The organism is Variovorax sp. PDC80 (genome assembly GCF_900115375.1).
Lineage (GTDB): Bacteria > Pseudomonadota > Gammaproteobacteria > Burkholderiales > Burkholderiaceae_C > Variovorax.
In genome coordinates this window covers 113,213-137,735 of record NZ_FOWG01000019.1, presented here as the reverse complement: position 1 = coordinate 137,735, position 24,523 = coordinate 113,213, and the positions used below count along the sequence as shown (strand labels likewise).

19 protein-coding genes are annotated in these 24,523 nt (G+C 70.8%); 11 read left to right on the top strand and 8 right to left on the bottom strand.

The features are described from left to right. Position 1: 1 nt before the first annotated feature. Both BM109_RS37570 and glpD read right to left on the bottom strand, forming a co-directional pair. Entirely contained in the window at positions 2-1,075 is a 1,074-nt protein-coding gene (locus BM109_RS37570; protein WP_093354753.1) for an ABC transporter ATP-binding protein, read from the bottom strand. Then, positions 1,075-2,769 carry a glycerol-3-phosphate dehydrogenase gene (glpD, locus tag BM109_RS37565; RefSeq protein ID WP_093354750.1) on the bottom strand — a complete coding sequence of 565 codons (1,695 nt, stop codon included), beginning with the start codon at positions 2,767-2,769 and terminating at the stop codon, positions 1,075-1,077. The genes BM109_RS37570 and glpD overlap by 1 nt, the downstream gene beginning before the upstream one ends. A 157-nt stretch (positions 2,770-2,926) precedes the next feature. On the opposite strand from glpD, the gene BM109_RS37560 reads away from it, so the two are divergent. Further along, positions 2,927-3,712, top strand: coding sequence for a DeoR/GlpR family DNA-binding transcription regulator (locus tag BM109_RS37560; protein WP_093354748.1), 786 nt, complete (start codon positions 2,927-2,929; stop codon positions 3,710-3,712). 7 nt (positions 3,713-3,719) lie between these two features. After that, positions 3,720-5,219: a glycerol kinase GlpK gene (gene glpK / locus BM109_RS37555; RefSeq protein WP_093354745.1), complete on the top strand. Its 1,500-nt coding sequence runs from the start codon at positions 3,720-3,722 to the stop codon at positions 5,217-5,219. Between the two features lie 15 nt (positions 5,220-5,234). Here the strand turns inward: glpK and BM109_RS37550 are convergent, their stop codons facing one another. After that, the gene (locus BM109_RS37550; RefSeq protein WP_256223038.1) at positions 5,235-5,651 is read right to left on the bottom strand and encodes an SH3 domain-containing protein; all 417 of its coding nucleotides are present in this window, start codon (positions 5,649-5,651) and stop codon (positions 5,235-5,237) included. A 211-nt stretch (positions 5,652-5,862) separates the two neighbouring features. On the opposite strand from BM109_RS37550, the gene BM109_RS37545 reads away from it, so the two are divergent. Both BM109_RS37545 and BM109_RS37540 read left to right on the top strand, forming a co-directional pair. After that, on the top strand, positions 5,863-6,339 hold the full coding sequence (locus BM109_RS37545; protein ID WP_093354740.1) for a hypothetical protein: 477 nt from the start codon (positions 5,863-5,865) through the stop codon (positions 6,337-6,339). Positions 6,340-6,493: 154 nt separating this feature from the next. Then, complete coding sequence (locus tag BM109_RS37540; RefSeq protein WP_371269422.1) at positions 6,494-8,137, top strand: phosphoethanolamine transferase; 1,644 nt, start codon at positions 6,494-6,496, stop codon at positions 8,135-8,137. A gap of 25 nt (positions 8,138-8,162) precedes the next feature. Here BM109_RS37540 and BM109_RS37535 read toward each other — a convergent pair whose 3' ends face one another. The 5 genes from BM109_RS37535 to BM109_RS37515 all read right to left on the bottom strand — a co-directional run bounded on the left by BM109_RS37535 (position 8,163) and on the right by BM109_RS37515 (position 14,780). Further along, entirely contained in the window at positions 8,163-8,705 is a 543-nt protein-coding gene (locus tag BM109_RS37535) for a prolyl hydroxylase family protein (RefSeq protein ID WP_177239561.1), read from the bottom strand. A gap of 29 nt (positions 8,706-8,734) precedes the next feature. Beyond that, entirely contained in the window at positions 8,735-9,691 is a 957-nt protein-coding gene (locus tag BM109_RS37530; protein WP_093354738.1) for an alpha-E domain-containing protein, read from the bottom strand. Positions 9,692-9,714: 23 nt separating this feature from the next. After that, entirely contained in the window at positions 9,715-11,211 is a 1,497-nt protein-coding gene (locus tag BM109_RS37525; RefSeq protein ID WP_093354736.1) for a circularly permuted type 2 ATP-grasp protein, read from the bottom strand. A gap of 88 nt (positions 11,212-11,299) precedes the next feature. Then, positions 11,300-12,157, bottom strand: a complete 858-nt coding sequence (locus BM109_RS37520) for an oxepin-CoA hydrolase, alternative type (protein WP_093354733.1) — start codon at positions 12,155-12,157, stop codon at positions 11,300-11,302. 145 nt (positions 12,158-12,302) lie between these two features. Beyond that, complete coding sequence (locus tag BM109_RS37515; protein WP_093354731.1) at positions 12,303-14,780, bottom strand: DNA internalization-related competence protein ComEC/Rec2; 2,478 nt, start codon at positions 14,778-14,780, stop codon at positions 12,303-12,305. A 121-nt stretch (positions 14,781-14,901) separates the two neighbouring features. On the opposite strand from BM109_RS37515, the gene BM109_RS37510 reads away from it, so the two are divergent. The 7 genes from BM109_RS37510 to BM109_RS37480 all read left to right on the top strand — a co-directional run bounded on the left by BM109_RS37510 (position 14,902) and on the right by BM109_RS37480 (position 24,502). Beyond that, entirely contained in the window at positions 14,902-18,453 is a 3,552-nt protein-coding gene (locus tag BM109_RS37510) for a transglutaminase family protein (RefSeq protein ID WP_093354728.1), read from the top strand. A gap of 143 nt (positions 18,454-18,596) precedes the next feature. Further along, a complete protein-coding gene (locus tag BM109_RS37505) occupies positions 18,597-21,404 on the top strand; it encodes a circularly permuted type 2 ATP-grasp protein (protein WP_093354726.1) in 2,808 nt (935 codons plus the stop codon). Between the two features lie 65 nt (positions 21,405-21,469). Further along, positions 21,470-22,279, top strand: coding sequence for a basic amino acid ABC transporter substrate-binding protein (locus BM109_RS37500; protein WP_093354723.1), 810 nt, complete (start codon positions 21,470-21,472; stop codon positions 22,277-22,279). Positions 22,280-22,294: 15 nt separating this feature from the next. Then, positions 22,295-23,362, top strand: coding sequence for a transglutaminase family protein (locus BM109_RS37495; RefSeq protein ID WP_093354721.1), 1,068 nt, complete (start codon positions 22,295-22,297; stop codon positions 23,360-23,362). Next, complete coding sequence (locus BM109_RS37490; protein ID WP_093354718.1) at positions 23,359-23,817, top strand: RidA family protein; 459 nt, start codon at positions 23,359-23,361, stop codon at positions 23,815-23,817. The genes BM109_RS37495 and BM109_RS37490 overlap by 4 nt, the downstream gene beginning before the upstream one ends. A gap of 23 nt (positions 23,818-23,840) precedes the next feature. Then, complete coding sequence (locus tag BM109_RS37485; RefSeq protein ID WP_256223037.1) at positions 23,841-24,158, top strand: c-type cytochrome; 318 nt, start codon at positions 23,841-23,843, stop codon at positions 24,156-24,158. A gap of 14 nt (positions 24,159-24,172) precedes the next feature. Then, positions 24,173-24,502 carry a Rieske (2Fe-2S) protein gene (locus BM109_RS37480; RefSeq protein WP_093354716.1) on the top strand — a complete coding sequence of 110 codons (330 nt, stop codon included), beginning with the start codon at positions 24,173-24,175 and terminating at the stop codon, positions 24,500-24,502. The last annotated feature ends 21 nt before the right edge of the window (positions 24,503-24,523 follow it).

The window sequence follows — 24,523 nt, the reverse complement described above, 5'->3', positions numbered from 1 at the left end:
CTCAGTTTCCTTTGCGCCATGCCGGCGCGCGCGCCAGCTTCTCGCCGGCATCGAACACATAGGCCCGCGCCGCGCTGAAGTACAGCGTGATCGAGGCACCCAGCTCGAAGCGGTGCACGCCGGTGAGCTGCGCCACCAGTTCGCCGACCGCGGTCTCCACGTGCACGAAGGTGTCGGAGCCCGAAATCTCGGCCAGCTCCACGGTGCCAGGCAGCGCGATGTCGCCCTCTCCCGCTTCCACGTCGAGCGCGCTCGCGCGCAGCCCGATGGTGACCGCGCCCGCCACCGACTCGGGCAGCGCGAGCGCCAGCGCCGGCCCGCGCGCCAGCTGCACGCTACCCGCGGCGGCGGTGCCGGCCAGCAGGTTCATCGGCGGATCGCTGAAGGCGCGCGCCACGCGCAGCGACTGCGGCGCATGGAACACCTCGGCGGTCGGGCCGTACTGCAGCAGCTCGCCGGCATCCATCACCGCGGTGTAGCCGCCGAGCAGCAGCGCCTCGCCGGGCTCGGTGGTGGCGTAGATCACGGTCGAGTCGCCGGCGGCGAACAGTTGCGTGAGTTCCTCGCGCAGGCCCTCGCGCAGCTTGTAGTCGAGGTTCACCAGCGGCTCGTCGAGCAGCATCAGCGGCGCGTTCTTGGCCAGCGCGCGCGCCAGCGCCACGCGCTGCTGCTGGCCACCCGAGAGCTCCTGCGGATAGCGGTCGAGGAACATGCCGATGGACAGCTTGTCGGCCAGCGCGCGCACGCGCGCATCGATGTTCGATTCGCCGCGCAGCTTGAGCGGCGAGGCGATGTTGTCGGCCACCTTCAGCGAGGGATAGTTGATGAACTGCTGGTAGACCATCGCCACGTTGCGTTCGCGCACCGGCATGCCGGTGACGTCCTGGCCGTCGACCAGCACGCGGCCCTCGGTGGGCGTGTCGAGGCCGGCCATCAGCCGCATCAGGCTGGTCTTGCCGGCCTGCGTGGCGCCGAGCAGCACGGTCACCGCGCCGCTCTTCGGCGCGATGCTCTGCTCGTAGAGCCAGGTTTGCGCGCCGACTTTCTTGGTCACGCGCTCCAGTGACAGCTGCATCAGCCTTCCCTCCCTTGCATTGCCGGAATCTCCTGCCGCGCGTCCAGCCAGTCGGCCACCTGCCGGCGCTGCTGCGGCGTGTAGCGCAGCCCGAGCTTGGAACGGCGCCACAGCACGTCTTCGGCGCTCACCACCCATTCGTCGCGCTGCAGGAAGCGCAGCTCGCGCTCGTGCAGGCCGGGCGCCACCTCGGCGCCGAGGTCGGCCATCGATGCGGCATCGCCGAGCAGCTCGCCGATGCGCGCGCCGTAGGCACGCGCGAGCCGGCGCGCGAGCTTGGCGTCGAGCCAGCCGTAGCGCTGCTGCACGGCGGCCAGGAAGCGCTCGAAGTCGCCGTCGGGCCGCTGCGCCGCGCCGATCCAGGCCGACAGGTCGCCGCCCGCGAGGAAGGCGCCCTCGGTCCAGGCCGGGCGCTGGCTGTTGGGCTGGCCCAGCATGCGGCCGACCTCGTCGGCGGCGTCCTCGGCCAGCTTGCGGAAGGTGGTGATCTTGCCGCCCCACACCGACAGCAGCGGCGCGGCGGCGGTGTTCGACTCGAGCATGTAGTCGCGCGTGACCGCCGACGGATCGCCCGAGGCATCGTCGAGCAGCGGGCGCACGCCCGAGTAGGTCCACACCACGTCGCTCGGCGCGATCGGCTGCTCGAAGTAACGGCTGGCCTGGGTGCAGAGGTACTCGACCTCCTCGTCGGCGATGCGCGCCGCGCCCGGGTCGTCGCCATGCAGCTCGATGTCGGTGGTGCCGATCAGCGTGAAGTCGTCCTGGTAGGGGATCGCGAAGATGATCCGCTTGTCGGGGTTCTGGAAGATGTAGGCGTGGTCGTGCGCGAACACGCGCGGCACCACGATGTGGCTGCCCTTCACGAGCCGCAGGCTCTTGGTGGCCAGTGCCTCGCCGTTGGCGGGCTTCGCCACGCCGCGCAGGAAGGATTCGGCCCAGGGCCCGGCGGCATTCACGACCGCGCGGGCGCGCACCGTGCGGTGCGTGCCGTCGGGGCCCTCGAGCACCGCGGTCCAGCCGTCGGCCTCGCGCCGCGCATGCACGCAGCGGGTGCGCGTGAGCACCTCGGCGCCGCGTGCGCGCGCATCGAGCGCGTTGAGCACCACCAGCCGCGCGTCGTCGACCCAGCCGTCCGAATAGACGAAGCCGCGCTTGAACTGCGGCTTGAGCGGCGCGCCCGCGGCATGGGTGCGCAGGTCCACGCCGCGCGAGGCCGGCAGCACCTCGCGTTTGGCGAGGTGGTCGTAGAGGAACAGGCCGATGCGGATCATCCAGGCCGGGCGCATCGAGGGGTCGTGCGGCATCACGAAGCGCAGCGGCCACATGATGTGCGGCGCGCTCTTGAGCAGCACCTCGCGCTCCTGCAGCGCCTTGCGCACCAGCGAGAACTCGTAGTACTCGAGGTAGCGCAGCCCGCCGTGGATCAGCTTGGTGGAAGAAGACGAGGTATGGGAAGCGAGATCGTCCTTCTCGCACAGCACCACGCGCCAGCCGCGGCCCGCGAGATCGCGCGCGATGCCGCAGCCATTGATGCCGCCGCCGACGATCAGCACATCGCAGTCGGTGGCCGGTGCCGGCGGATTCTGGGAGAGATCGCTCACTGGAATGCCACCCGTCCTTTCGCCCGTCTCTTGTTGTTTCGATGCGTGACCAGAGTCACCGAAGGCGGCCATTGTATTTTCGGTTTTTTTCATTTGAGTTCCTTATGGCGCGATTTTCCTCCGAGTTTTCCCTTAGAGATGTTCGTTTTTTTTCGTTCTATAAAGTGACGCACCCAACGCCGGGTCACCGGTCACCCCGTGTTTTTTTGCGTACTCTCGGCTTACTTTCATTCGTTTTCGCCCCCACTCAGTGAATTCCAACCCTCGCCAGATCAATCTCCTCGACACCGTGCGCGCGCGCGGCTCGGTCACGGTCGAACAGCTCGCCGACATGCTCGGCGTGACCCTGCAGACCGTGCGGCGCGACGTGCAGCGGCTGGCCGACGAAGGCCTGCTGACCCGCTTCCACGGCGGCGTGCGCGTGCCGAGCTCGACCACCGAGAACATCGGCTACCAGCAGCGCGAGACGCTGCATGCCGACGGCAAGGCGCGCATCGCGCGGCGCGTGGCCGAACTGGTGCCGAACGACTGCTCGCTGATCCTCAACATCGGCACCACGACCGAGGCGATCGCGAAGGCACTGATGCGCCACAGCGGCCTGCGCGTGATCACCAACAACCTGAACGTGGCGACCATCCTGAGCGGCAACAGCCAGTGCGAGGTGATCGTGGCGGGCGGCTCGGTGCGCGCGCGCGATCGCGCCGTCGTGGGCGAGGCCACGATCGATTTCATCCGGCAGTTCAAGGTCGACATCGCGCTGATCGGCGTGTCGAGCATCGAGTCCGACGGCTCGCTGCGCGACTTCGACCTGCGCGAAGTGAAGGTGGCGCAGACCATCATCGCGCAGGCGCGCGAGGTCTGGCTCGCGGCCGACGCGAGCAAGTTCAACCGTCCCGCGATGATCCAGCTCGGTACCCTGTCTCAGATCGACCGCCTCTTCACCGATGCGGAACCGCCCGATCCCTTCCCGACGCTGCTGCGCGACGCGCAGGTGCGGCTCGAGATCGCCCGGCCCCATCAGACCCCGAAGGAATGACTCCCGCATGACGACCACCTACCTGCTCGCCCTCGACCAGGGCACCTCCAGCTCGCGCAGCATCGTGTTCGACCGCGGCGGCCACGTGGTGGCCATCGCGCAGAAGGAACTCAAACAGATCTATCCGCAGCCGGGCTGGGTCGAGCACGATCCGCTCGAGATCTGGGACAGCCAGCTCGCGACCGCGCGCGAGGTCATCGCCAAGGCGAAGCTGCGGCCCGAGGACATCCATGCCATCGGCATCACCAACCAGCGCGAGACCACCGTGCTGTGGAACCGCAAGACGGGCAAGCCGGTGCACCACGCGATCGTGTGGCAGGACCGGCGCGCCGAGCCGCTGTGCGCGCAGCTGCGCGAAGAGGGCCTGGCCGACACCATCCGCGAGAAGACCGGCCTCGTGATCGATGCCTACTTCTCGGGCACCAAGCTGCGCTGGCTGCTCGACAACGTGCCCGGCGCCCGCGAGCAGGCCGAGCGCGGCGAGCTCGCCTTCGGCACCATCGACAGCTGGCTGATGTGGCAGCTCACGGGCGGACGCAAGCACGTGACCGACGTGAGCAATGCCTCGCGCACCATGCTGTTCAACGTGCATCGCAACGAATGGGATGCCGAGCTGCTGGCGGCGCTGCACATCCCCGCCGCGCTGATGCCGGCGGTGCAGCCCTCGGCCTCGCACTTCGTCGACACCGACGCCGCGCTGCTGGGCCGCTCGCTGCCCGTGGGCGGCGTGGCCGGCGACCAGCAGAGCGCGCTGTTCGGCCAGGCCTGCTTCGAGGCCGGCATGGCCAAGAACACCTACGGCACCGGCTGCTTCCTGCTGATGCACACGGGCGAGGCCTTCCAGCCCTCGAGCAACGGCCTGCTCGTGACCAGTGCGGCGCAGACCGGCACGCAGCCGCAGTACGCGATGGAAGGCAGCGTGTTCGTGGGCGGCGCCGTGGTGCAGTGGCTGCGCGACGGCCTCAAGGCGATCAAGGGCAGCGCCGAGGTGCAGTCGCTGGCCGAGAGCGTGCCCGACGCGGGCGGCGTGATGATGGTGCCGGCCTTCACCGGCCTGGGCGCGCCCTACTGGAACGCCGACGCGCGCGGCACCATCACCGGCCTCACGCGCGGCACCACCGTGGCCCACATCGCGCGCGCCGCGCTCGAGAGCATTGCGTACCAAAGCGCCGCGCTGCTGCAGGCCATGAGCCGCGACGCGGTGGCAGCGGGCGGCAAGCCGGTGGCCGAGCTGCGCGTCGATGGCGGCGCCAGCGTGAACGACCTGCTGATGCAGTTCCAGGCCGACCTGCTGGGCATCCCGGTGGTGCGGCCCGAGGTGGTCGAGACCACCGCGCTCGGCGCGGCCTACCTCGCGGGACTGTCGACCGGCGTCTACGGCGACGTCGGCCAGCTCTCCAAGCTGTGGAAGGTGGAGCGCCGCTTCATGCCCACCATGGGCCGCGCGCAGGCCGAGGAATCGATGGCGCGCTGGGAGCGCGCGGTGCGCCAGGCCACGCAGGCCTGAGCGCCTGGGCCGGGCCTACCAGCCCCAGGTGAGGCTGGTCGCGACCCAGCCGACCGCGCCGCCCTCGTGGCGCACCTTGGTCCACTTGCCGCGCCGCTCGAGCGTGCGCAGCACGTCGCCGTAGCCGGCCTTCTTCACGATCGGGCTGCGCGCGCCCGGCGCGCGCCGCAGGTTCGCCACCTGCGCCTTCACCACGCGGTGCGGCACCTTGTTGGTCATCGAGCGGTAGACCCAGGCGCGGTCGCCCTCGAAGTCGCGCACCTGCAGCCAGTCGCCCTTGCGCTGGAGCACCTGGAACGGATAGCCGTGCGTCACGGTCCAGTGCGCGGGGTTGCCCACGCCCGGGCCGCTGCGCAGATTGAGCGTCTTGACCGCGGAGCTGACCATCTCGCGCGCCCATGCGGCCGGGGCCGAGACGAGCAACAGGGTCATGACGAGGAGGAGTGCGGGCAGTCGGCTGAATCCGTTCATGGAGGAGGGTTTCCTTTCTCGAGCGCAAGGGTTTTCCAGAGGGCCGGCGAGGCCGGCGCGAGCCTTTCTGGGCCGCATGCGCCGCAGAAGTTCCGCGACCGATCGATGGCTGATCGATACTTGCGCGATGCCTCCGCCTCCCAGGAATCATCGAAACGACCGTGCGCGGCGAGTGCCGCGCCCCCTTGCATGGGCCGCCACGGCTGCGCTGCTCGCCCTCGGCCTGCTCGTGTCGGGCTGCACCGACGGCTACCCGAGCGAGGATGCGCCGAACGTGCGCCACATGACGGGCGACCAGCACCTGCGCGCCCTCAACAACTACCTCGCGCTCGGCGCGACCGCGAGCGGCACCGTGCACCGCAAGCTCGTGAGCCAGGACGACTGCCACGTGGTGCTCAAGAAGCGCCGCGAGGCCGGCCAGGTCCAGCGCATCGTGATCCCGCTGCTCGAGACCAGCGTGGAGATCGCCACCCAGCCCACCGGCAGCGGCCTGCGCGTGAAGCTCGCGCAGCACCTGGACGACGGCGAGCGCGAGGTCCGGCTCAAGCTCGACCTCGATCGCTGGATCGATGCGGTCGCCTGGCGCTCGCACTTCCAGCAATTGCAGATGAACTGCCGCGAGATCAGCGAGGGCGCCGCGGCCGCGTAGCCTTCCTCGGGGGCCGGCGAAGTCCTCGCGGGCGGCGGGGGCACTGCCGGCGGCGCCGGCCCGGAGCGGCAGAATCCGCCCGCGACCCATCCTTCGTCTGCCCCGCTTGACCCAGCCGCCCGCCCAAGCCCCCGACCTGCTCCAGGCGCCGGCCATTCCCTCCCTCGATACCGCGCGCAGCAACGGCCTGCTCGCCTGCGGCGTGGTGGCGGCCACCCTGCTCGCGGTGATCGTGCTCGGCCACGACGGGCGCCGCATCGCGCAGCTCGCGGTGCTGGCGCTGCCGATGGTGCTGTGGCTGGCCTGGCCGGTGCGCAGTGCGCGCGTGCGCCGCTGGCGCACCGTGCTGGCCTGCGCCTGGACCCTGGCCTTCGCCTTCGACGGCGCCTTGCGCGCCTACCTGCTCGACACCTACCAGGCCGCGCCCGACGGCGCCATGGTGCTGAGCGCCGCGGCCAACACCAATGCGCGCGAGAGCGGCGAATACCTGCAGATGCACTGGCGCTCGGCGCTGCTGTGGAGCGGCGCGGCGGCCGCGGCCGCCCTGCTGGTGGCGGCCTTCGCGCGGCGCGGCGCCACCGCGGCGAACGACGGCCCGCGCACGCGCCCGCCGGCCTGGGCCACGGCGCTGATCGCGTTGCTGCTGCTGGTCGCCTGCGTCGGCTACGCCAGCAAGCCCTGGCGCCGGCTGCACCCGGTGGCCTTCTGGTCGCAGTGGGCGCAGTCGGTGCATGCGCTGCGCGGCCTCTGGGCCGACCAGGAACGCACGCGCAAGCAGATGCTCGCGCGCGCCAAGGCCATCGCGCCCGTGGTCGAGCGCGCGGGTCCGTCGACCGTGGTGCTGGTGATCACCGACAGCATCAACCGCGACAACATGGGGCTCTACGGCTATGGCCGCCCGACCACGCCGCGCCTGCTGGCCCACAAGGCGCAGGCGGGCGCGCACATGGAGGTGCTGCGCAACGCCTGGTCGGTCGATGCCACCACCGTGCCCGCGCTGCGCAACATGTTTCACTTCGGCCTGCCAGAGAGCGAGAACCCGCCGCACCTGATCGCGCTCGCGCGCGCGGCCGGCTACAAGGTCTGGTGGATCAGCAACCACGACGACCTCGCGATCGAGCAGCAGCATGCGCGCTACGCCGACGTGGTCGACATGGTCAACCGCACGCCGGGCCGCGCGAGCGCCTCGCTCGACGGCGAGATCCTCGACTGCATGCAGGAAGCGCTGGCCGACACCAGCGCCGAACGCAAGCTGATCGTGGTGCACCTGATGGGCGCCCATCCGCACTACAGCCTGCGCTTTCCGCCCGACGCCAATCCCTTCGACGACAACATCGACGCGGTCGAGACCGGCCTGGTAAAGAACGGCCGCTCGGCCTGGGTGCGCCACTACCGCCACGAGTACGACGCCGCCCTGCTCTATCACGACTTCGTGGTGTCCGAGCTGCTGCAGCAGATGCGCAGCGCGGGCTTGCCGCAGGAGCACCGCGCCTGGATGTACCTGTCGGACCATGGCCAGGAAGTGGGCCATGGCAGCGACCGCGCGGGCCACAGCCCCGCGACCGCCTCGGGCTACCGCATCCCGACCGTGATCTGGCGCCATCCGCAGACACCGTTCGCGGGCCACGCGCCGCAGCAATCGGCGCAACCGTTCCGCGCCGACTGGGCCGGCTGGACGCTGATGAACCTGCTCGACATCCGCTGGAACGGCCAGCGGCCCGAGCGCGACGTGCTCGGCGCCGGCTACCGTTGGGAGGCGCCCGTGCTGCCGGTGGCGGTGGAGTCGTTCGAGCGTTGAGCTTGAAGCGGTGGCGGCGGCGCGCTCAGGCCGCGCCGTACATCACGTCGGAACGCAGCACGTACTTCGTGCCGGCCTCGATGGCCGCGCCCTCGTGCCAGGTGTCGTGCACGAACAGCAGCGCCGCGCCGGCCTCGGGCTTCACGCGGAAGTCGCGGAAATCGGTGTCGCCGCCCGTGAAGCCGTCGTTGAGATAGACCAGCAGCGTGAGCCGGCTCGTGCGGCCGTCCTCGCGCCAGGGGCCGTCCTTATGCATCTTGAAGCGCTGGCCCGGCAGGTACTTGTAGAAGCGTAGTTCGCGCGGCAGCGCCAGCGCCGATTCTCCCTCGAGCTGCGGCAGCTCGACCTGGCAAAGGCGCTGCCAGATCAGCGCCACCCATTCGGGCGCCGCGAGCATCGCGCGCTCGTTGTTGCGGATCGCGGGCATGGCCTTCGGGCCGTCGGCGGTGCGCACGCCGGCCGCCGCGAAGCCCTCGCGCTCGGCCAGCGCGATCAGCGCCGCGCATTCGTCGACGCAAAGAAATCGCTCGACCGAAAACGCGCGCGGCGAATGGACCACGAGGTTCATTCGCCGCTTTCGCTCCGGGAGGTCGCCGTTCAGTGCGCCGGCACCAGGAAGTCCTGGCTGATGCGCACGCCGAGCTCGTTCACGCGGTCGAGGAACTGCGTGAGGTAGGCATGCAGGCCGGTCGCGAGGATCTCGTCGACGCGCGCGTACTGCAGGTCGGCCAGCAGTTTGCCGGCGCGGCGCTGGGTTTCGGCGCTCTGCTCGTTCTGCACCTTCGCGAGGTTGGCCACCACCTCGGCCAGGCTCGCATGCAGCGAGCGCGGCATGTCGGCGCGCAGGATCAGCAGCTCGGCCACGCGCTCGGGCTTGATCACGTCGCGGTAGACCTTGCGGTAGACCTCGAAGGCCGAGACGCTGCGCAGGATCGCGCTCCAGTGATAGAAGTCGTACTCCTGGTCCTCCTCGGTGGCGGCACCGAAGAACTCGCTGTTGAGCGCGTGGAACTTCACGTCGACCAGCCGCGCCGTGTTGTCGGCGCGTTCGAGGAAGGTGCCCAGGCGCGAGAAGTAGAAGGCCTCGTCCTGCAGCATCGTGCCCAGCGTGACGCCGCGCGAGAGGTGCGAGCGGAACTTGACCCATTCGAAGAACTGGCCGGGATCGCGCTCGAAGTCGCCCGCGCGCAGCATGCGGTTGACCTCGAGCCAGGTGGTGTTCTGCGTTTCCCAGGCCTCGGTGGTCAACGCGCCGCGCACCGCGCGGGCGTTCTCGCGCGCGGCCTTGAGGCAGGAGACGATCGAGGACGGATTGCTCTCGTCCTTGACCATGAACTCCATCACCTCGTTGGGCGCGATCTGGTCGTACTTCTGGTTGTACGAGGGCAGCAGCTCGCTGATCGAGAGCACGCCCTGCCAGCCGTACTTGGCGACCTCGGCCGACTGCGGCAGCAGCGAGGTCTGGTAGTTGACGTCGAGCATGCGTGCGGTGTTCTCGGCGCGCTCGGTGTAGCGGGACATCCAGTAGAGGTGGTCTGCGGTGCGGGACAGCATGTGGTTCTCCGGGCTTCTTGCACTCAGGCCGACTGGCTCTGCGACTGGGACTGCGTCTTCGGCTTGGCCGTGCGGTCGGCCTCGAGGATCCAGGTGTCCTTGGTGCCGCCGCCCTGCGAGGAATTGACCACCAGCGAGCCTTCCTTGAGCGCCACGCGCGTGAGGCCGCCGGGCACCATCTGCACCTCGCTGCCCGAGAGCACGAAGGGCCGCAGGTCGATGTGGCGCGGCGCGATGCCGGCGTCGACGAAGGTCGGCGAGGTCGACAGGCTCAGCGTGGGCTGGGCGATGTAGCCGTCGGGCTTGGCGATCACGGCCTTCTTGAAGTCCTCGATCTCGGCCTGCGTGGCGGCCGGGCCGATCAGCATGCCGTAGCCGCCGGCGCCGTGCACTTCCTTGACCACCAGGTCCTTCATGTTGTCGAGCGTGTACTGCAGCTCGTCCTTGTTGCGGCACATGTAGGTCGGCACGTTCTTGAGGATCGGCTGCTCGCCGAGGTAGAACTCGATCATCTTCGGCACGTACGGATAGATCGACTTGTCGTCGGCCACGCCGGTGCCCACGGCATTGCAGATCACGACGTTGCCGTCGCGGTAGGCGCGCATCAGGCCCGCGCAGCCCAGCGTGGAACTCGGGCGGAACACCTCGGGGTCGAGGAAGTCGTCGTCGACGCGGCGGTAGATCACGTCGACGCGCTTCGGTCCGCGCGTGGTGCGCATGTAGACGAAGTTGTCGCGCACGAACAGGTCCTGCCCCTCGACCAGCTCGACGCCCATCTGCTGCGCGAGGAAGGCGTGCTCGAAGTAGGCGCTGTTGTACATGCCGGGCGTGAGCACCACCACCGTGGGCTCGGCCGTCGCGGCCGGCGCGCTGGCGCGCAGGGTCTCGAGCAGCAGGTCGGGATAGTGCGCCACCGGCGCGATGCGGTTCTGGTTGAACAGCTCGGGGAACAGCCGCATCATCATCTTGCGGTTCTCGAGCATGTAGCTCACGCCGCTGGGCACGCGCAGGTTGTCCTCGAGCACGTAGTACTCGCCGTTGCCGCTGGCGTCGGGCGCGCGCACGATGTCGATGCCCGAGATGTTCGAGTAGACGTTGTGCGGCACGCTCACGCCCATCATCTCGGGGCGGAACTGGGCGTTGTTGAGGATCTGCTCGGCCGGGATGATGCCGGCCTTGATGATTTCCTGGTCGTGGTAGACGTCATGCAGGAAGCGGTTGAGCGCCGTGACGCGCTGCACCAGCCCCTTCTCCATGCTGTCCCACTCGTGCGCCGGAATGATCCGGGGCAGCAGGTCGAACGGGATCAGCCGCTCGGTGCCCGAGCCGTCCTCGTCCTTGGCGCCGTACACGGCGAAGGTGATACCGACCCGGCGGAAGATCATTTCCGCCTCTTCGCGCCGCGAACGCATCACCTCGCCGGGTTGCTTCGCGAGCCATTGGTCGTATCGCTTGTAGTGCTGCCGGATCGCGGCTCCCGCATAGGGGAGCTGCTCATACATCTCGTCGAATTTGTGCATGGAACGACCAATCTCCTTGAGCCATAGCTTAGCAAGTTCGAGGCCAGTAGAACCCCTGATGCCAAGCCCGCCAAGGCGACGGTCGGATTTATTCGCGCACTTCGGGAACAGGTTCCGCGTCGGCCGCGCGTTTCTTGCGCGGCGACAGGAAGGCCTTGATGCGCTCCCCGCTCTCCTCGCCATAGAGGCTGGCGACCGAGGACTCGCGCTCGGCATCGAGCTGCTCGCGCCGGCTGCGCCCGCGCGCCGCGTGCACGAGCTGCTTGGTGCGCGCCTGCGCCTCGAACGGGCCGCGCGCGAGCCGCTGGGCCCATGCGATCGCCTCCGCGCAGGCCTCGCCGGGCGGCACCACCTTGTTGACCACGCCCCAGCCGTGCAGCCGCCGCGCCGTGCAGGGCTCGTCGTCGAGCAGCAGTTCGAGCGCGGCCTGCGGCGGCAGCGCGCGGGCCAGCGAGTCGGTGGCGCCGCCATCGGGCGTCAGGCCCATGCTAACGAAGGAGGTGAAGAACTTCGCGTCCTCGGCCGCCACGACCAGGTCGCAGGCCAGGGCCAGCGAGAAGCCGCCTCCAGCCGCCGCGCCCTCGACCGCGGCGATGACCGGCTGCGGCGCCGCCTCGATCGCGAGGATCCAGTCGTGCAGCGCCGCCAGGTGCTCGTGCTGCTCGGCGGCCGGCAGGCGGCGCTGCCGCGACAGGCGCCGCAGGTCGCCGCCGCCGCTGAAATGTTCGCCCTCGCCGCACAGCACGATGGCGCGCACCGTGCGAAAGCCCGCGGCGTCGCGCATGACCTTGGCCGCGGCGCGGTAGACCGAGGGGCTGAGCGCGTTGCGCGCGCCGGGGTTGCTGAGCGTCAGCACCAGCACCGGGCCGTCGCGGTGCGTCTTGAGCCGCGCGGCGGAGCTGGTGCCGACGTGGCTGCTGGTGATGGCGGGGACGGCGGCGGTCATGGCACGGTGCCCGCGGGCGAGCGCGGGAAGAAAGCCTGGCGGTGGTGCGATTTCATGGGTCCCCTGCGTCGTTGTCTTTCGCTACAACGCATGGGACGCCGCCGCGCCCGACCTGGCAAGGGTTCGTCCGGAAAATTTTTAACAACTAGTTCACAGTTTTAACCTCAACGGCCGGCCGGTGCTGCCAGTAGCGCGGCGAGCGTTCGCGCTCGCAGTCCACCTCGGCCGGGCGGGCGCTGGTCCAGTGCGCGGCGCCGCAGTGCACGTTCTCGACCAGGCGCACGCCACGCCCGGCATGGCGCGCCACCACCTCGGGCACCGGGTGGCCGAAGCGGTTGCGGTAGCCGGCCTGGACCAGGCCGATGCGCGGGCGCACCGCATCGAGGAAAGCCGCGCTCGACGAGGTCTTGCTGCCGTGATGCGGCACCAGCAGCACGTCGGCGCGCAGCCGTTCGGGCACGCGCTCGAGCAGCGCGGCTTCCTGCAGCCGCTCGATGTCGCCGGCCAGCAGCGCGGTCGCGCGGCCATTGCCGATGCGCAGCACGCACGAGACCGCGTTGGGCCGCGTGAAGAACAGGTAGTCGCCGGCCTGCGGATGCAGCAGCTCGAACTCCACGCCATCCCAGGTCCAGCGCCGGCCCGCCTCGCAGCGCCGGGCGGGGCGTTGCGACTGCAGCGGATGTTCGGCCTCGATGGAGCTCAGCAGCTCGGCGCGCGGATGCATCGCGAGCACGGCGCTCGCGCCGCCCGTGTGGTCGCTGTCGCGGTGGCTCAGCACCAGCAGGTCGAGCCGCTCGCCCAGGGCGCGCAGCAGCGGCACCAGCACGCGGTGGCCGGCATCGCTCTCGAGGCTGTAGCGCGGGCCGCTGTCGTAGAGCAGGCTGTGGTTCGCGGTGCGCACCAGCACCGCGTTGCCCTGGCCGACGTCGGCCGCGAGCAGCTCGAACTCGCCGAGGGCGGGACGCGGCGGCTGCCACAGCAGCACCGGCAGCAGCAGCGGCAGGCCCAGCGCGCGCAGCGACCACGGCAGCCGCATCGCGACCAGCACGCCGCCCGCCACGCCGCAGGCGGCCAGCCACGCCGGCGGCGCGGCCATCGAGATGCTGGCGAACGGCAGCGCCGCGAGCCACGACAGCAGCAGCCCGAGCCCCTGCACCGCGCGCGCCGCGAGGTCCCACAGCGGCGCGGCGACGGTGCCGAGCATCGCGAGCGGCGTGATCACCAGCGTGACCCAGGGAATCGCGACCAGGTTGGCCACCAGCCCGACCAGCGACACCTGCTGGAACAGCAGCAGGCTCAAGGGCGTGAGCGCCAGCGTGATCGTCCATTGCTCGCGCAGCAGCCGCCACAGCCGCGCGCGCAGGCCCGGGCGCGTGTCGCCGGGCCAGCCCGCATCGGTGGCGAACAGCACGCCCACCGCCACGAAGCTGAGCCAGAAACCGGCCTGCGTCAGGGCCCAGGGATCGAGCGCGACCACCACCGCCGCGGTCAGCAGCCAGCCGTGCGGCCAGGGCCAGCGCCGCCCCGTGAGGCGCAGCAGCGCGACGGTCGCGAGCATCCAGACCGTGCGCTGCGATGGCACGCCCCAGCCGCTGAACAGCGCATAGAGCGTGGCCAGCAGCACGCCGCCCACGAGTGCCGCGCGCTGTGCCGGCAGGCGCAGCATCAGCCGCGGGCTGCGGCGCCAGAGCGCGCCGACGATGTGCGCGGCGAGCCACGCGAACAAGGTCACGTGCAGGCCCGAGATCGACATCAGGTGGGCCACGCCGGTGGCGCGGAAGACGTCCCAGCCCTCGCGGTCGATCGCGCCCTGGTCGCCCGTGACCAGCGCGGCGATCACGCCCGCGGCAAAGCGCTCGGGCACGCGTTCGAAGACGGCATCGCGCACGGTCTCGCGCGCGCGCTCGATCGGGTGCCGCCCCGTGAGGCCCAGCCGCGCCGGCGCCTCGTCGCGCGCGCCGATGCGCACATGGCCGCTGGCGCGCAGGCCCTGCTCCCACATCCACAGCTCGCTGTCGAAGCCATGCGGATTGCGAAGGCCGTGCGGCGCCTTGAGGCGCACGGTCAGGCGCCAGCGTTCGCCGGCATGCACCGGGCTCTCGGGCAGGAGTGTCGGTGCGGACGCATCGGCCGGGTCGTTCCAGAGGCTGCTGCCCTCGGCATACCAGCCGAGCGCGATGCGGTCGGGCACCGCGGGCGATCCCGTGCTCGATGGGTCGGCCCAGCGCGCGGACTCGACGCTGAAGCGGAAGCGCGTGCCGGCCTCGCCGCGCTGCGGCATCTGCGACACGACACCCACGAGCTGCAGGTCGCGCCCCTCGAGCGCGGGATCGAGCGCGCCGCCTGCGTAGACCGTGGCGCGCGCTCCTGCGAGCCCCGCACCGATTGCGGCACCGGCCAACGCAGCGCAGACCCAGGCAGTCCACGCACGCCGCGGCACGTGCCAGGCCACGCAGAAACCCGCGATGCCAGCGAACAGTCCCCCCACGTAGACCATGCCGTGCCACAACACCGGCTGCCGCAGTTGCAGCGCCACGCCCGCGAGCGCCGCCGCGAGCGCGACGAACGCGCAGCGCGCGCGCAAGACGGCATCGGATGCGTCTCGCACACCCTTGGCGACCATGATGCAAACCCTCCCCCAACGACGCTCCGTGGCGCGCTAATTGCTTTGTCTTCTGGGCTAGTATGCGTCTCACCAGAGACATCTTTTCGATGCAATCTGCCAGTACTGCACACAAAAACGCATGTCCATCCACGCCGCGCTCCACCACGTCACCCACTACAAATACGACCGCCTGGTGCAACTCGGCCCGCAGGTCGTCCGGCTGCGCCCGGCACCGCATTGCCGCAGCAACGTCATCTCGTACTCGCTGCGCGTCGAACCCGCGGATCACTTCGTCAACTGGATGCAGGACCCGTTCGCCAACTACCAGGCGCGGCTCGTGTTCCCCGAGAAGACGCGCGAGTTCAAGGTCACGGTCGACCTCGTGGTCGAGATGGCGGTCTACAACCCCTTCGACTTCTTCCTCGAGCCGCAGGCCGAGAACTTTCCTTTCGCCTACACGCCCTCGCAGGCCGAGGAGCTCGCGCCCTATCTCGTCACCGAGGAACCCACGCCGCTGCTCGCGGCCTACCTCGACAAGATCGACCGCAAGGAACAGCGCACCATCGACTTCCTGGTCGGCATCAACCAGCAGGTGCAGCAGGACGTCAACTACCTGATCCGCATGGAGCCCGGCGTGCAGACGCCGGAAGAAACGCTCACCAACGGCAGCGGCTCCTGCCGCGACTCGGGCTGGCTGCTGGTGCAGCTGCTGCGCCACTGCGGCCTGGCCGCGCGCTTCGTCTCGGGCTACCTGATCCAGCTCACGCCCGACGTGAAGGCGCTCGACGGCCCGAGCGGCACCACGGTCGACTTCACCGACCTGCATGCCTGGTGCGAGGTGTTCCTGCCGGGCGCCGGATGGATCGGCCTCGACGCCACCTCGGGCCTGCTGGCCGGCGAGGGCCACATCCCGCTGGCCTGCACGCCCACGCCCTCGAGCGCCGCGCCCATCGAGGGCGGCGTCGACGAGTCGAAGGTCGAGTTCGGCCATGACATGAAGGTCACGCGCATCTACGAATCGCCGCGCGTGACCAAGCCCTACACCGAGGAGCAGTGGGCCGAGGTGCTGACCCTGGGCGACGCGGTCGACGCGCGGCTGCAGGCCGGCGACGTGCGCCTCACGATGGGCGGCGAGCCCACCTACGTGGCCACCAGCGACCGCGACGCGCCCGAGTGGAACACCGACGCGCTCGGCCCCACCAAGCGCGGCTACGCCACCGAGCTGGTCCACAAGCTGCGCGCCGAGTACGGCCAGGGCGGCTTCCTGCATTTCGGCCAGGGCAAGTGGTACCCGGGCGAGCAGCTGCCGCGCTGGGCGCTGTCGATCTTCTGGCGCGCCGACGGCCAGACGCTGTGGCACGACCCCGAGCTGTTCGCCGACGAACGCTTCCCGACCCACTACACCAGCGAGGACGCGCGCCGCTTCACCAGCCTGCTGGCGCGCAAGCTCGGCCTGACCGACCGCTATGTGCAGCCGGGCTTCGAGGACATCTACTACTACCTGTGGCGCGAACGCCGCCTGCCGGTCAACGTCGACCCCTTCGACTCGAAGCTCGATGACGAACTCGAACGCGTGCGCCTGCGCCGCGTGTTCACGCAGAAGCTCGACGCGGTGATCGGCTACATGCTGCCGATCGAGCCCGGCAACGCGAACCGCGACGCGCCCGCGCTCGAGGGCCCGGCCTGGAAGACCGGCCCCTGGTTCCTGCGCGACGACCGCCTCTACCTGATCCCCGGCGATTCGCCGATGGGCTACCGCCTGCCGCTCGACTCGCAACCCTGGGCCAGCAAGGGCGACTACCCCTACCTGATCGAGCGCGACCCGACCGCGGCACGCGGCGCGCTGCCGAGCGCGGCCGACTATCGCGCGCGCTACACCGTGGGCGCGACTGGCGGCACCGGTGCCGACCTGGGCGCCGTGCCCTATGTCTTCGGCACGCCCGCGGCCGTGCCCGCCGCGCTGCGCATGCAGGGGCCGGGGACCGGCGAAGGGCTCGACGGCAAGCCGGGCCAGGGCGATGCCGGCCACACGGGTGACGGGGCCGATGGCGAGGCCGGCGATCCCGCGCGCGTCTCCGCCACGCGCCAGCCGCTGCGCGGCGAATCGGCCCACTGGGTCACGCGCACCGCGCTGTGCGTCGAGGTGCGCGACCCGCGCCGCGCCAACGGCCCGGCGGCCGAGAAGAAGGGCAGCGCCTCGGGCGTGCTCTACGTCTTCATGCCGCCGCTGGCGCGCCTCGAGGACTACCTCGACCTGGTCGCCGCCGTGGAAGCCACCGCGCGCGAGCTCGGCGTGCGCATCGTGATGGAAGGCTATCCGCCGCCGCGCGATCCGCGCCTGAAGATGCTGCAGGTCACGCCCGACCCCGGCGTGATCGAGGTCAACATCCATCCGGCCCACAACTGGAAGGAACTGGTCGACCACACCGAATTCCTCTACCAGGCCGCGTTCGAGACCCGGCTGTCGGCCGAGAAGTTCATGACCGACGGCCGCCACACCGGCACCGGCGGCGGCAACCACTTCGTGATGGGCGGCGCCACGCCGGCCGACAGCCCCTTCCTGCGCCGGCCCGAGCTGCTGGCCAGCCTGCTGCTCTACTGGCACAACCATCCCTCGCTAAGCTACCTGTTCTCGGGCATGTTCATCGGCCCGACCAGCCAGGCGCCACGCGTGGACGAAGCGCGCAACGACCAGGTCTACGAGCTCGAGATCGCGCTCAAGGAGATCGCGAAGAACCGCGAGCTCTACGGCCAGCACATGCCGGCCTGGCTGGTCGACCGCACCCTGCGCAACATCCTGATCGACGTCTCGGGCAACACGCACCGCAGCGAGTTTTGCATCGACAAGCTCTACTCGCCCGACTCCAGCACCGGCCGCCTCGGCCTGCTCGAGCTGCGCGCCTTCGAGATGCCGCCGCATGCGCGCATGAGCATCGCGCAGCAGCTGCTGATCCGCGCGCTGGTGGCGCGCTTCTGGGACGAGCCCTACAAGGCGCCCGTCACGCGCTGGGGCACCGAGCTGCACGACCGCTTCCTGCTGCCGACCTTCGTCAAGATGGACTTCGACGACGTCATCAGCGAGATGCGCCAGGCCGGCTTCGCCTTCGATCCCGACTGGTTCGCGCCGCACTTCGAGTTCCGCTTCCCGCTCGTGGGCCGGGTGCAGGCGATGGGCGTCGAGCTCTCGCTGCGCAACGCGCTCGAGCCCTGGCACGTGATGGGCGAAGAAGGCTCGGCCGGCGGCACGGTGCGCTACGTCGACTCCTCGCTCGAGCGCATCGAGGTGCGCGTGACCGGCCTCAACGAGAGCCGTCACGTGGTCACCGTCAACGGCCGTGTGCTGCCGCTGCAGCCCACGGGCGTGACCGGCGAGTTCGTGGCCGGCGTGCGCTACAAGGCCTGGAACCCGCCCTCGGCGCTGCATCCGAGCATCAAGGCCCATGCGCCGCTGACCGTCGACCTGGTCGACACCTGGATGAAGCGCTCGCTCGGCGGCTGCCAGTACTTCGTGGCCCATCCGGGCGGACGCAACTACGAGACCTTCCCGGTCAATGCCTACGAGGCCGAGAGCCGGCGCCTGTCGCGCTTCACGCGCACCGGCCACACGCCGGGGCTGATGCGCACGCCGGCCGCCACCATCGAGGTGCCCGGCAGCCGCGAATTCCCGTTCACGCTCGACCTGCGGCGCTGAGCGGCGCCGCGCGCCCGCCGGCCCTTCGGGGTGGCGGGCCGGGCGGCCGGCTGTGTCGTGGCGCCCACACCGATGGCTGCGGCGGGCATTTCGCACGCCATCGCCACCGGGGCCGGTGACGGCAATGTGACAATCCCAACCCTGTGGAACCCCTCAACGAATCCCTGTTCGATGCCCAGGCGCTGGATTTTCCAGCCGCCCTGGCGTCGGCGCTCGCCCCGGCCGCCCTGCCCGGCCACTTCGACGAGCTGCGCGGCACGGCGACGCCCGAGGCCGCGGCACGGCCCGCTGCCGGGCCGGCGGCGCCCGCGGGGCCGCACCTGCACGACGCGACGGCGGGCACGCAGAGCCAGTCCCAGGCCCAGGCCCAGGGCACCGGGTCCGGCCCGACCCAGTCGCAATCGCAGTCGCAATCCGCATCCCCGCCCCCGCGCACGCCCTCCGCCAACCCCGCCTCGTCGGCCGCCGCCCCCGGCGACAAGCCCCCGCTGTTGCCGCCCTGGCACGCCTTCTTCGAACAGCTCGGCCCCGACGGCTTCGGCGACCTGCCGCGGCGCGCGGTCAGCCTGGAGCGCCAGATCCGCGACAACGGCGTCACCTACAACGTCTACGCCGACGCCAACGGCCCGCAGCGGCCCTGGTCGCTCGACCTGTTCCCGCTGATCGTCTCGCCCGAGAGCTGGGCGCAGATCGAGACCGGCGTGCTGCAGCGCATGCGCGTGCTCGACCGCGTGATGGCCGACGTCTACGGCCCGCAGCGCCTGCTTGCCGAAGGCCTGCTGCCGCCCGCGCTGGTGCGCGGCCATCCGGGCTACCTGCGCGCGCTGCACGGCGTGAAGCCGCCGGGCGACACCTGGCTGCACATCGCGGCCTTCGACCTCGCGCGCGGCCCCGACGGCAACTGGTGGGTGGTCTCGCAGCGCACCCAGGCGCCCTCGGGCCTGGGCTACCTGCTCGAGAACCGGCTCGCGATCACGCGCCAGTTCCCGCAGGCCTTCGAGGCGCTGCACGTGCAGCGGCTGGCCGCCACCTACAGCGCCATGATGGACGGCCTGCAGCGCATGTGCCCGGCCGGCGTGCCGCCGCACATCGCGCTGCTCACGCCCGGCCCCTACAACGAGACCTACTTCGAGCACGCCTACCTGGCGCGCTACCTCGGCGTCACGCTGGTCGAGGGCAGCGACCTCACGGTGCGAGACCAGCGCCTGTACCTCAAGACGCTGCAGGGCCTGCGCCCCGTGCACGGGCTCATCAAGCGGCTCGACGACCAGTTCCTCGATCCGCTGGAGCTGCGCCCCGACTCCACGCTCGGCGTGCCGGGCCTGCTGCAGGCGATCCGCGCCGGCAACGTGCTGGTGGCCAACATGCCGGGCTCGGCCTTCCTCGAATCGCCGGCGCTGCTGGGCTTCCTGCCCGGCCTGGCGCGCCACCTGCTCGACGAGAAGCTGCTGCTGCCCGCGCTGCCCACCTGGTGGTGCGGCGAACGCGCGGCGCTCGAAGCCGTACTGCCGCAGCTCGGCGACTGCTTCATCAAGCCCACCTACCCGGGCATCGACGGCCGCGCGAGCTTCGACGCGGTGCTGGGCCGCCAGTTCGGCCGCCGCGAACTCGACGAATGGGCCGGGCGCATCGTGCGCGAGGGCGAGGCCCACACGGTGCAGAGCTACCTGCCGCTGTCGCAGATGCCGACCTGGGCCAGCGACCTCGGGCCCGGCCACATCGCGCCGCGCGCGGTGCTGCTGCGCGTGTTCGCGGTCAGCGACGGCGCGCAGTCGTGGCGCGTGCTGCCCGGCGGGCTGGCGCGGCTCGCGGGGCCCGATGCGCAGATCGCCTCGATGCAGCGCGGCGGCAGCAGCGCCGACGTCTGGGTGCAGACCCATGGCGAGGTCGACCGCACCACGCTGCTGCAGCCGCAGGCCACGCCGGCCTCGCTGGCGCGGCACCGCGCGCCGGTCACCAGCCGCGCGGCCGAGAACATGTTCTGGCTCGGCCGCTACACCGAGCGCGCCGAGAACGCGGTGCGGCTGGCGCGCCTCACGCTCAACATCCTCGGCGGCGAGGACCAGTCCTCGCGCCCGCTGCTCGAATGGCTGCACCGCATGGCGGCGCGCAATGCGCTGGTGCCGGCCGGCGTGCCGAGCGCGCCGCAGTCGCGCCGCGTGTTCGAGCGCGCGCTGATCGCCGAGCTCGGCGACGTGGCCCAGGGCGGCAGCGTGGGCTACAGCCTGCGCAGCATCCGCCAGGCCGCGGCCGCGGTACGCGAGCGGCTCTCGCCCGACCACTGGAACCAGATCGTGCGCGCCGAGGCCGACTTCCTGCGCCGCGCCGCCGAGCAGGCCGGCGAAGGCAGCTTCGCCACCGGCGCGGCGCTGCGCTCGCTCGAATCGGCGAGCTCGGCGCTGTCGGCCATGACCGGCGCGCAGACCGACCGCATGACGCGCGACGATGCCTGGCGGCTGCTGTCGATCGGCCGCCACATCGAGCGCCTGAGCTTCCTCGCCAACGCCCTGCTCGCGGGTTTCCAGAACCACGCGGTGCACGAGGTCAGCGGCTTCGAGGCGATGGTCGCGCTGTTCGACAGCACCATCACCTTCCATGCGCGCTACCAGCAGCGCCGCGACGTCGCCACGCTGGTCGACCTGCTGGTGCTCGACGCCGAGAACCCGCGCTCGCTGGCCTGGGTCACGCAGACCCTGCGCGGGCGCATCGCGCGGCTCGCGGGCAGCGCGCCCGGCAAGCTCACGGCGCTGTCGTACGAGCTGCCCGACCCGGCCACCTGGACGCTCGAGCACCTGTGCGACCCCGGCCCCGCCGACGGCGAGGACGGCCCCTATGCGGCGCTGGCCGCGCTGCTCGCGCACTGCGAGGCCGCGGCCTACCACGTGTCCGATGCCATCGGCATCCGCTACTTCACGCTGACCTCCGAATCGCTGCGCTCCGTGGGCGCCTGAGCCCGCGCTGCGCGCGCCGCGCGACCGACCATCCAGCAACAACGACAACCTCAGGAGGGCTCCCCATGACCATCATCCACCGACGTTTCGCACGGGCCGCCGCCGGCCTCGCCGCGGTCCTCGCGCTCGCCGGCTGCGGCAAGCAGGAAGCCGCCGCGCCCGCCGCCGCTTCGGCAGCGCCACCCGCCGCGCGCGTGCTGGTCGTGGGCACCGATGCCGCCTACACACCCTTCGAATCGCAGAACGAGAAAGGCGAGATCGTGGGCTTCGACATCGACATCGTGAACGCCGTCGCCAAGAAGGCCGGCATCGAGGTGAAGTTCGTCAACACGCCGTGGGAAGGCATCTTCAACACGCTGGACCAGGGCGACCGCGACTTCCTGGTGTCGGCCATCACCATCACGCCCGAGCGCCGCCAGACCATGGACTTCTCGCAGCCCTACTTCGACGCGCGCCAGCTGATCGCGATCAAGAGCGATGCGAGCGTGACCCGCTTCGAGGACCTGAAGACGCTCAAGGTCGGCGTGCAGAACGGCACCACCGGCGACGAGGTGGTCGGCAAGCTGCTGGGCAAATCGAGCGCGAACATCAAGCGCTTCGAATCGACGCCGCTCGCGCTCAAGGAGCTCGAGGCCGGCGGCGTGCAGGCGGTGGTGGCCGACAACGGCGTGGTGGCGCACTACCTCGCGAACAACGCGGGCGCGGGCTTCAAGACCGTGAGCGATGCCGGCTTCGCGACCGAGCAGTACGGCCTCGCGGTGAAGAAAGGCAACGCCGAGCTGCTCGCCAAGCTCGACAAGGGCCTGGCCGAGATCAAGGCCGACGGCAGCTACGACCGCATCTACGCCGCGCACTTCGGCGCCGCGTCGAAGTAACCCACGGCGCACGCCATGCGACTCCACGTCACCCACGAAACCCGCTACGAGTACTCGCCGCCGGTCGAGACCGCGCAGCACCTCGCGCACCTGCGGCCGCTGGTCACGCCCTCGCAGCGCCTGCTGAGCCACCGGCTCGCGATCGAGCCTTCGCCCGCGCAGCGCGTCGAGCAGGCCGACCTCTACGGCAACGTGCGCGCCTTCTTCGCACTCGACACCACGCACGACAGCCTGGTGGTCACGGCCGAGAGCGTGGTCGAGACCTCGGCGCCCGTGCTCTCGAGCGCGGTGGCGCGCGAGCTGCCGTGGGAGTCGGTGCGCGAGCGCTTCCGCTTCCGCAAGGACGCGCTGTTCGACCCGGCCTCGGAGTTCGTCTTCCCCTCGCCCTACGTGCCGCGCCACGACGACTTCGTCGCCTATGCGCGCGCGAGCTTCGCGCCGGGCCGCCCGGCCTTCGACGTGGCGATGGACCTCACCGAGCGCATCCACCGCGACTTCGACTACGACGCCGACAGCACCGAGATCAACACGCCCGCGGCCGAGGCGCTGGCCCAGCGCAAAGGCGTGTGCCAGGACTTCGCGCACATCATGATCGCCTGCTTCCGCGGGATGGGCCTGCCGGCGCGCTACGTCAGCGGCTACCTGCTGACGCAGCCGGCGCCGGGCCAGCCGCGGCTGATCGGCGCCGATGCCTCGCACGCCTGGGTCTCGGTCTACCTGCCCGGCGAAGGCGACGGCCCCGACAGCGCCGGCGACTGGGCCGACTTCGATCCCACCAACGGCCGCCAGCCTGGCGAGGACTACGTGACGCTGGCGATCGGCCGGGACTACTCCGACGTCTCGCCGATGCGCGGCGTGCTGCATGGCGGCGCGCGCCACACGCTGCACGTGGGCGTGACGGTGCAGCCGGTCGACGAGCTCGAGTCGCCGCAAGCCCCCGGCGGCGCAGGGCCTTCGGCCGCGGCGTCGCCTACGATCGCGGCTTCGCCGGTACAAACGTCAGTGCAAACGCCGGTCGATTCCCCGCAGCCGCCCTCCGCGCGGCCGCCTTCACCACCGTCTCACCAGGAGCCTTCTTCATGAGCGTCTACGATAAGCTTTCCAGCCTCGGCATCACCCTCCCGCCGGTCTCGGTTCCGGCCGCCGCCTACGTGCCTTTCGTGCAGACCGGCAACCTCGTGTTCCTGTCGGGCCACATCGCCAAGAAGGACGGCAAGGTCTGGACCGGCCAGCTCGGCGCCGACGTCAGCACCGAACAGGGCAAGCAGGCCGCGCGCGCGGTCGCCATCGACCTGCTGGGCACGCTGCACGCGGCCGTGGGCGACCTCGACAAGGTCAAGCGCATCGTCAAGGTGATGAGCCTGGTCAACTCGGTCGGCAGCTTCACCGAGCAGCACCTCGTGACCAACGGCGCGAGCGAACTGTTCGCCGAGGTCTTCGGTCCCGAGAAGGGCGCGCATGCGCGCAGCGCCTTCGGCGTGGCGCAGATCCCGATGGGCGCCTGCGTCGAGATCGAACTGATCGCGGAGATCGGCTGATTCGCCTGCCGCGGTCCCTGTGGGTGGCACTGCCGCTCGCGGCCATCGCGCCGCTGGCGGCCGCGGCCGACGAGATCCCGGCGCCGCTGCGCGAGCCGGTCGCGCGCTATGCCTGCCTCAGTTGCCACGGCATGGTGCGCAAGCAGGTGGGCCCGGGCTTCGCGCAGATCGCGGCGCGTTACCGCCACGATCCCGAGGCACCGGCCCGGCTGGCCGACAAGCTGCGCGACGGCAGCGTCGGTGCCTGGGGCCGCGTCATCATGCCGCGCCAGCCCCACATGAGCCTCGACGAATCGCGCCGGCTCGCGCAGTGGGTGCTGTCGCAGCCCTCCCCGCCCTGAATGTCTTCGCGACCATGACCGATGCACTGCTGATCTGCGACGTGCTGCCCGAATCCCGCGACGCGGTGAAGTTCGAGGCACCGGGCCGCGGGCCGGCCTTCGTCGTGCGCTGGCAGGGCCGGGTCCATGGCTACCTCAACCAGTGCGCGCACGTGGGCGGACCGATCGATTTCGAGGGCCAGGTGCTCGAGCGCTCGGGCCGCTTCCTGATGTGCGCGCGGCACGGCGCGATCTACGAGCCCGACACGGGTTTGTGCGTGGGCGGCCCCTGCAAGGGAGCGCGCCTGGTGCCCCTGGCGGTGGAGGAATCGGCCGACGGCAAGGTCTGGCTGCGCGCGGCCTGAGCCGGAGCAGGCGCCCCGGCA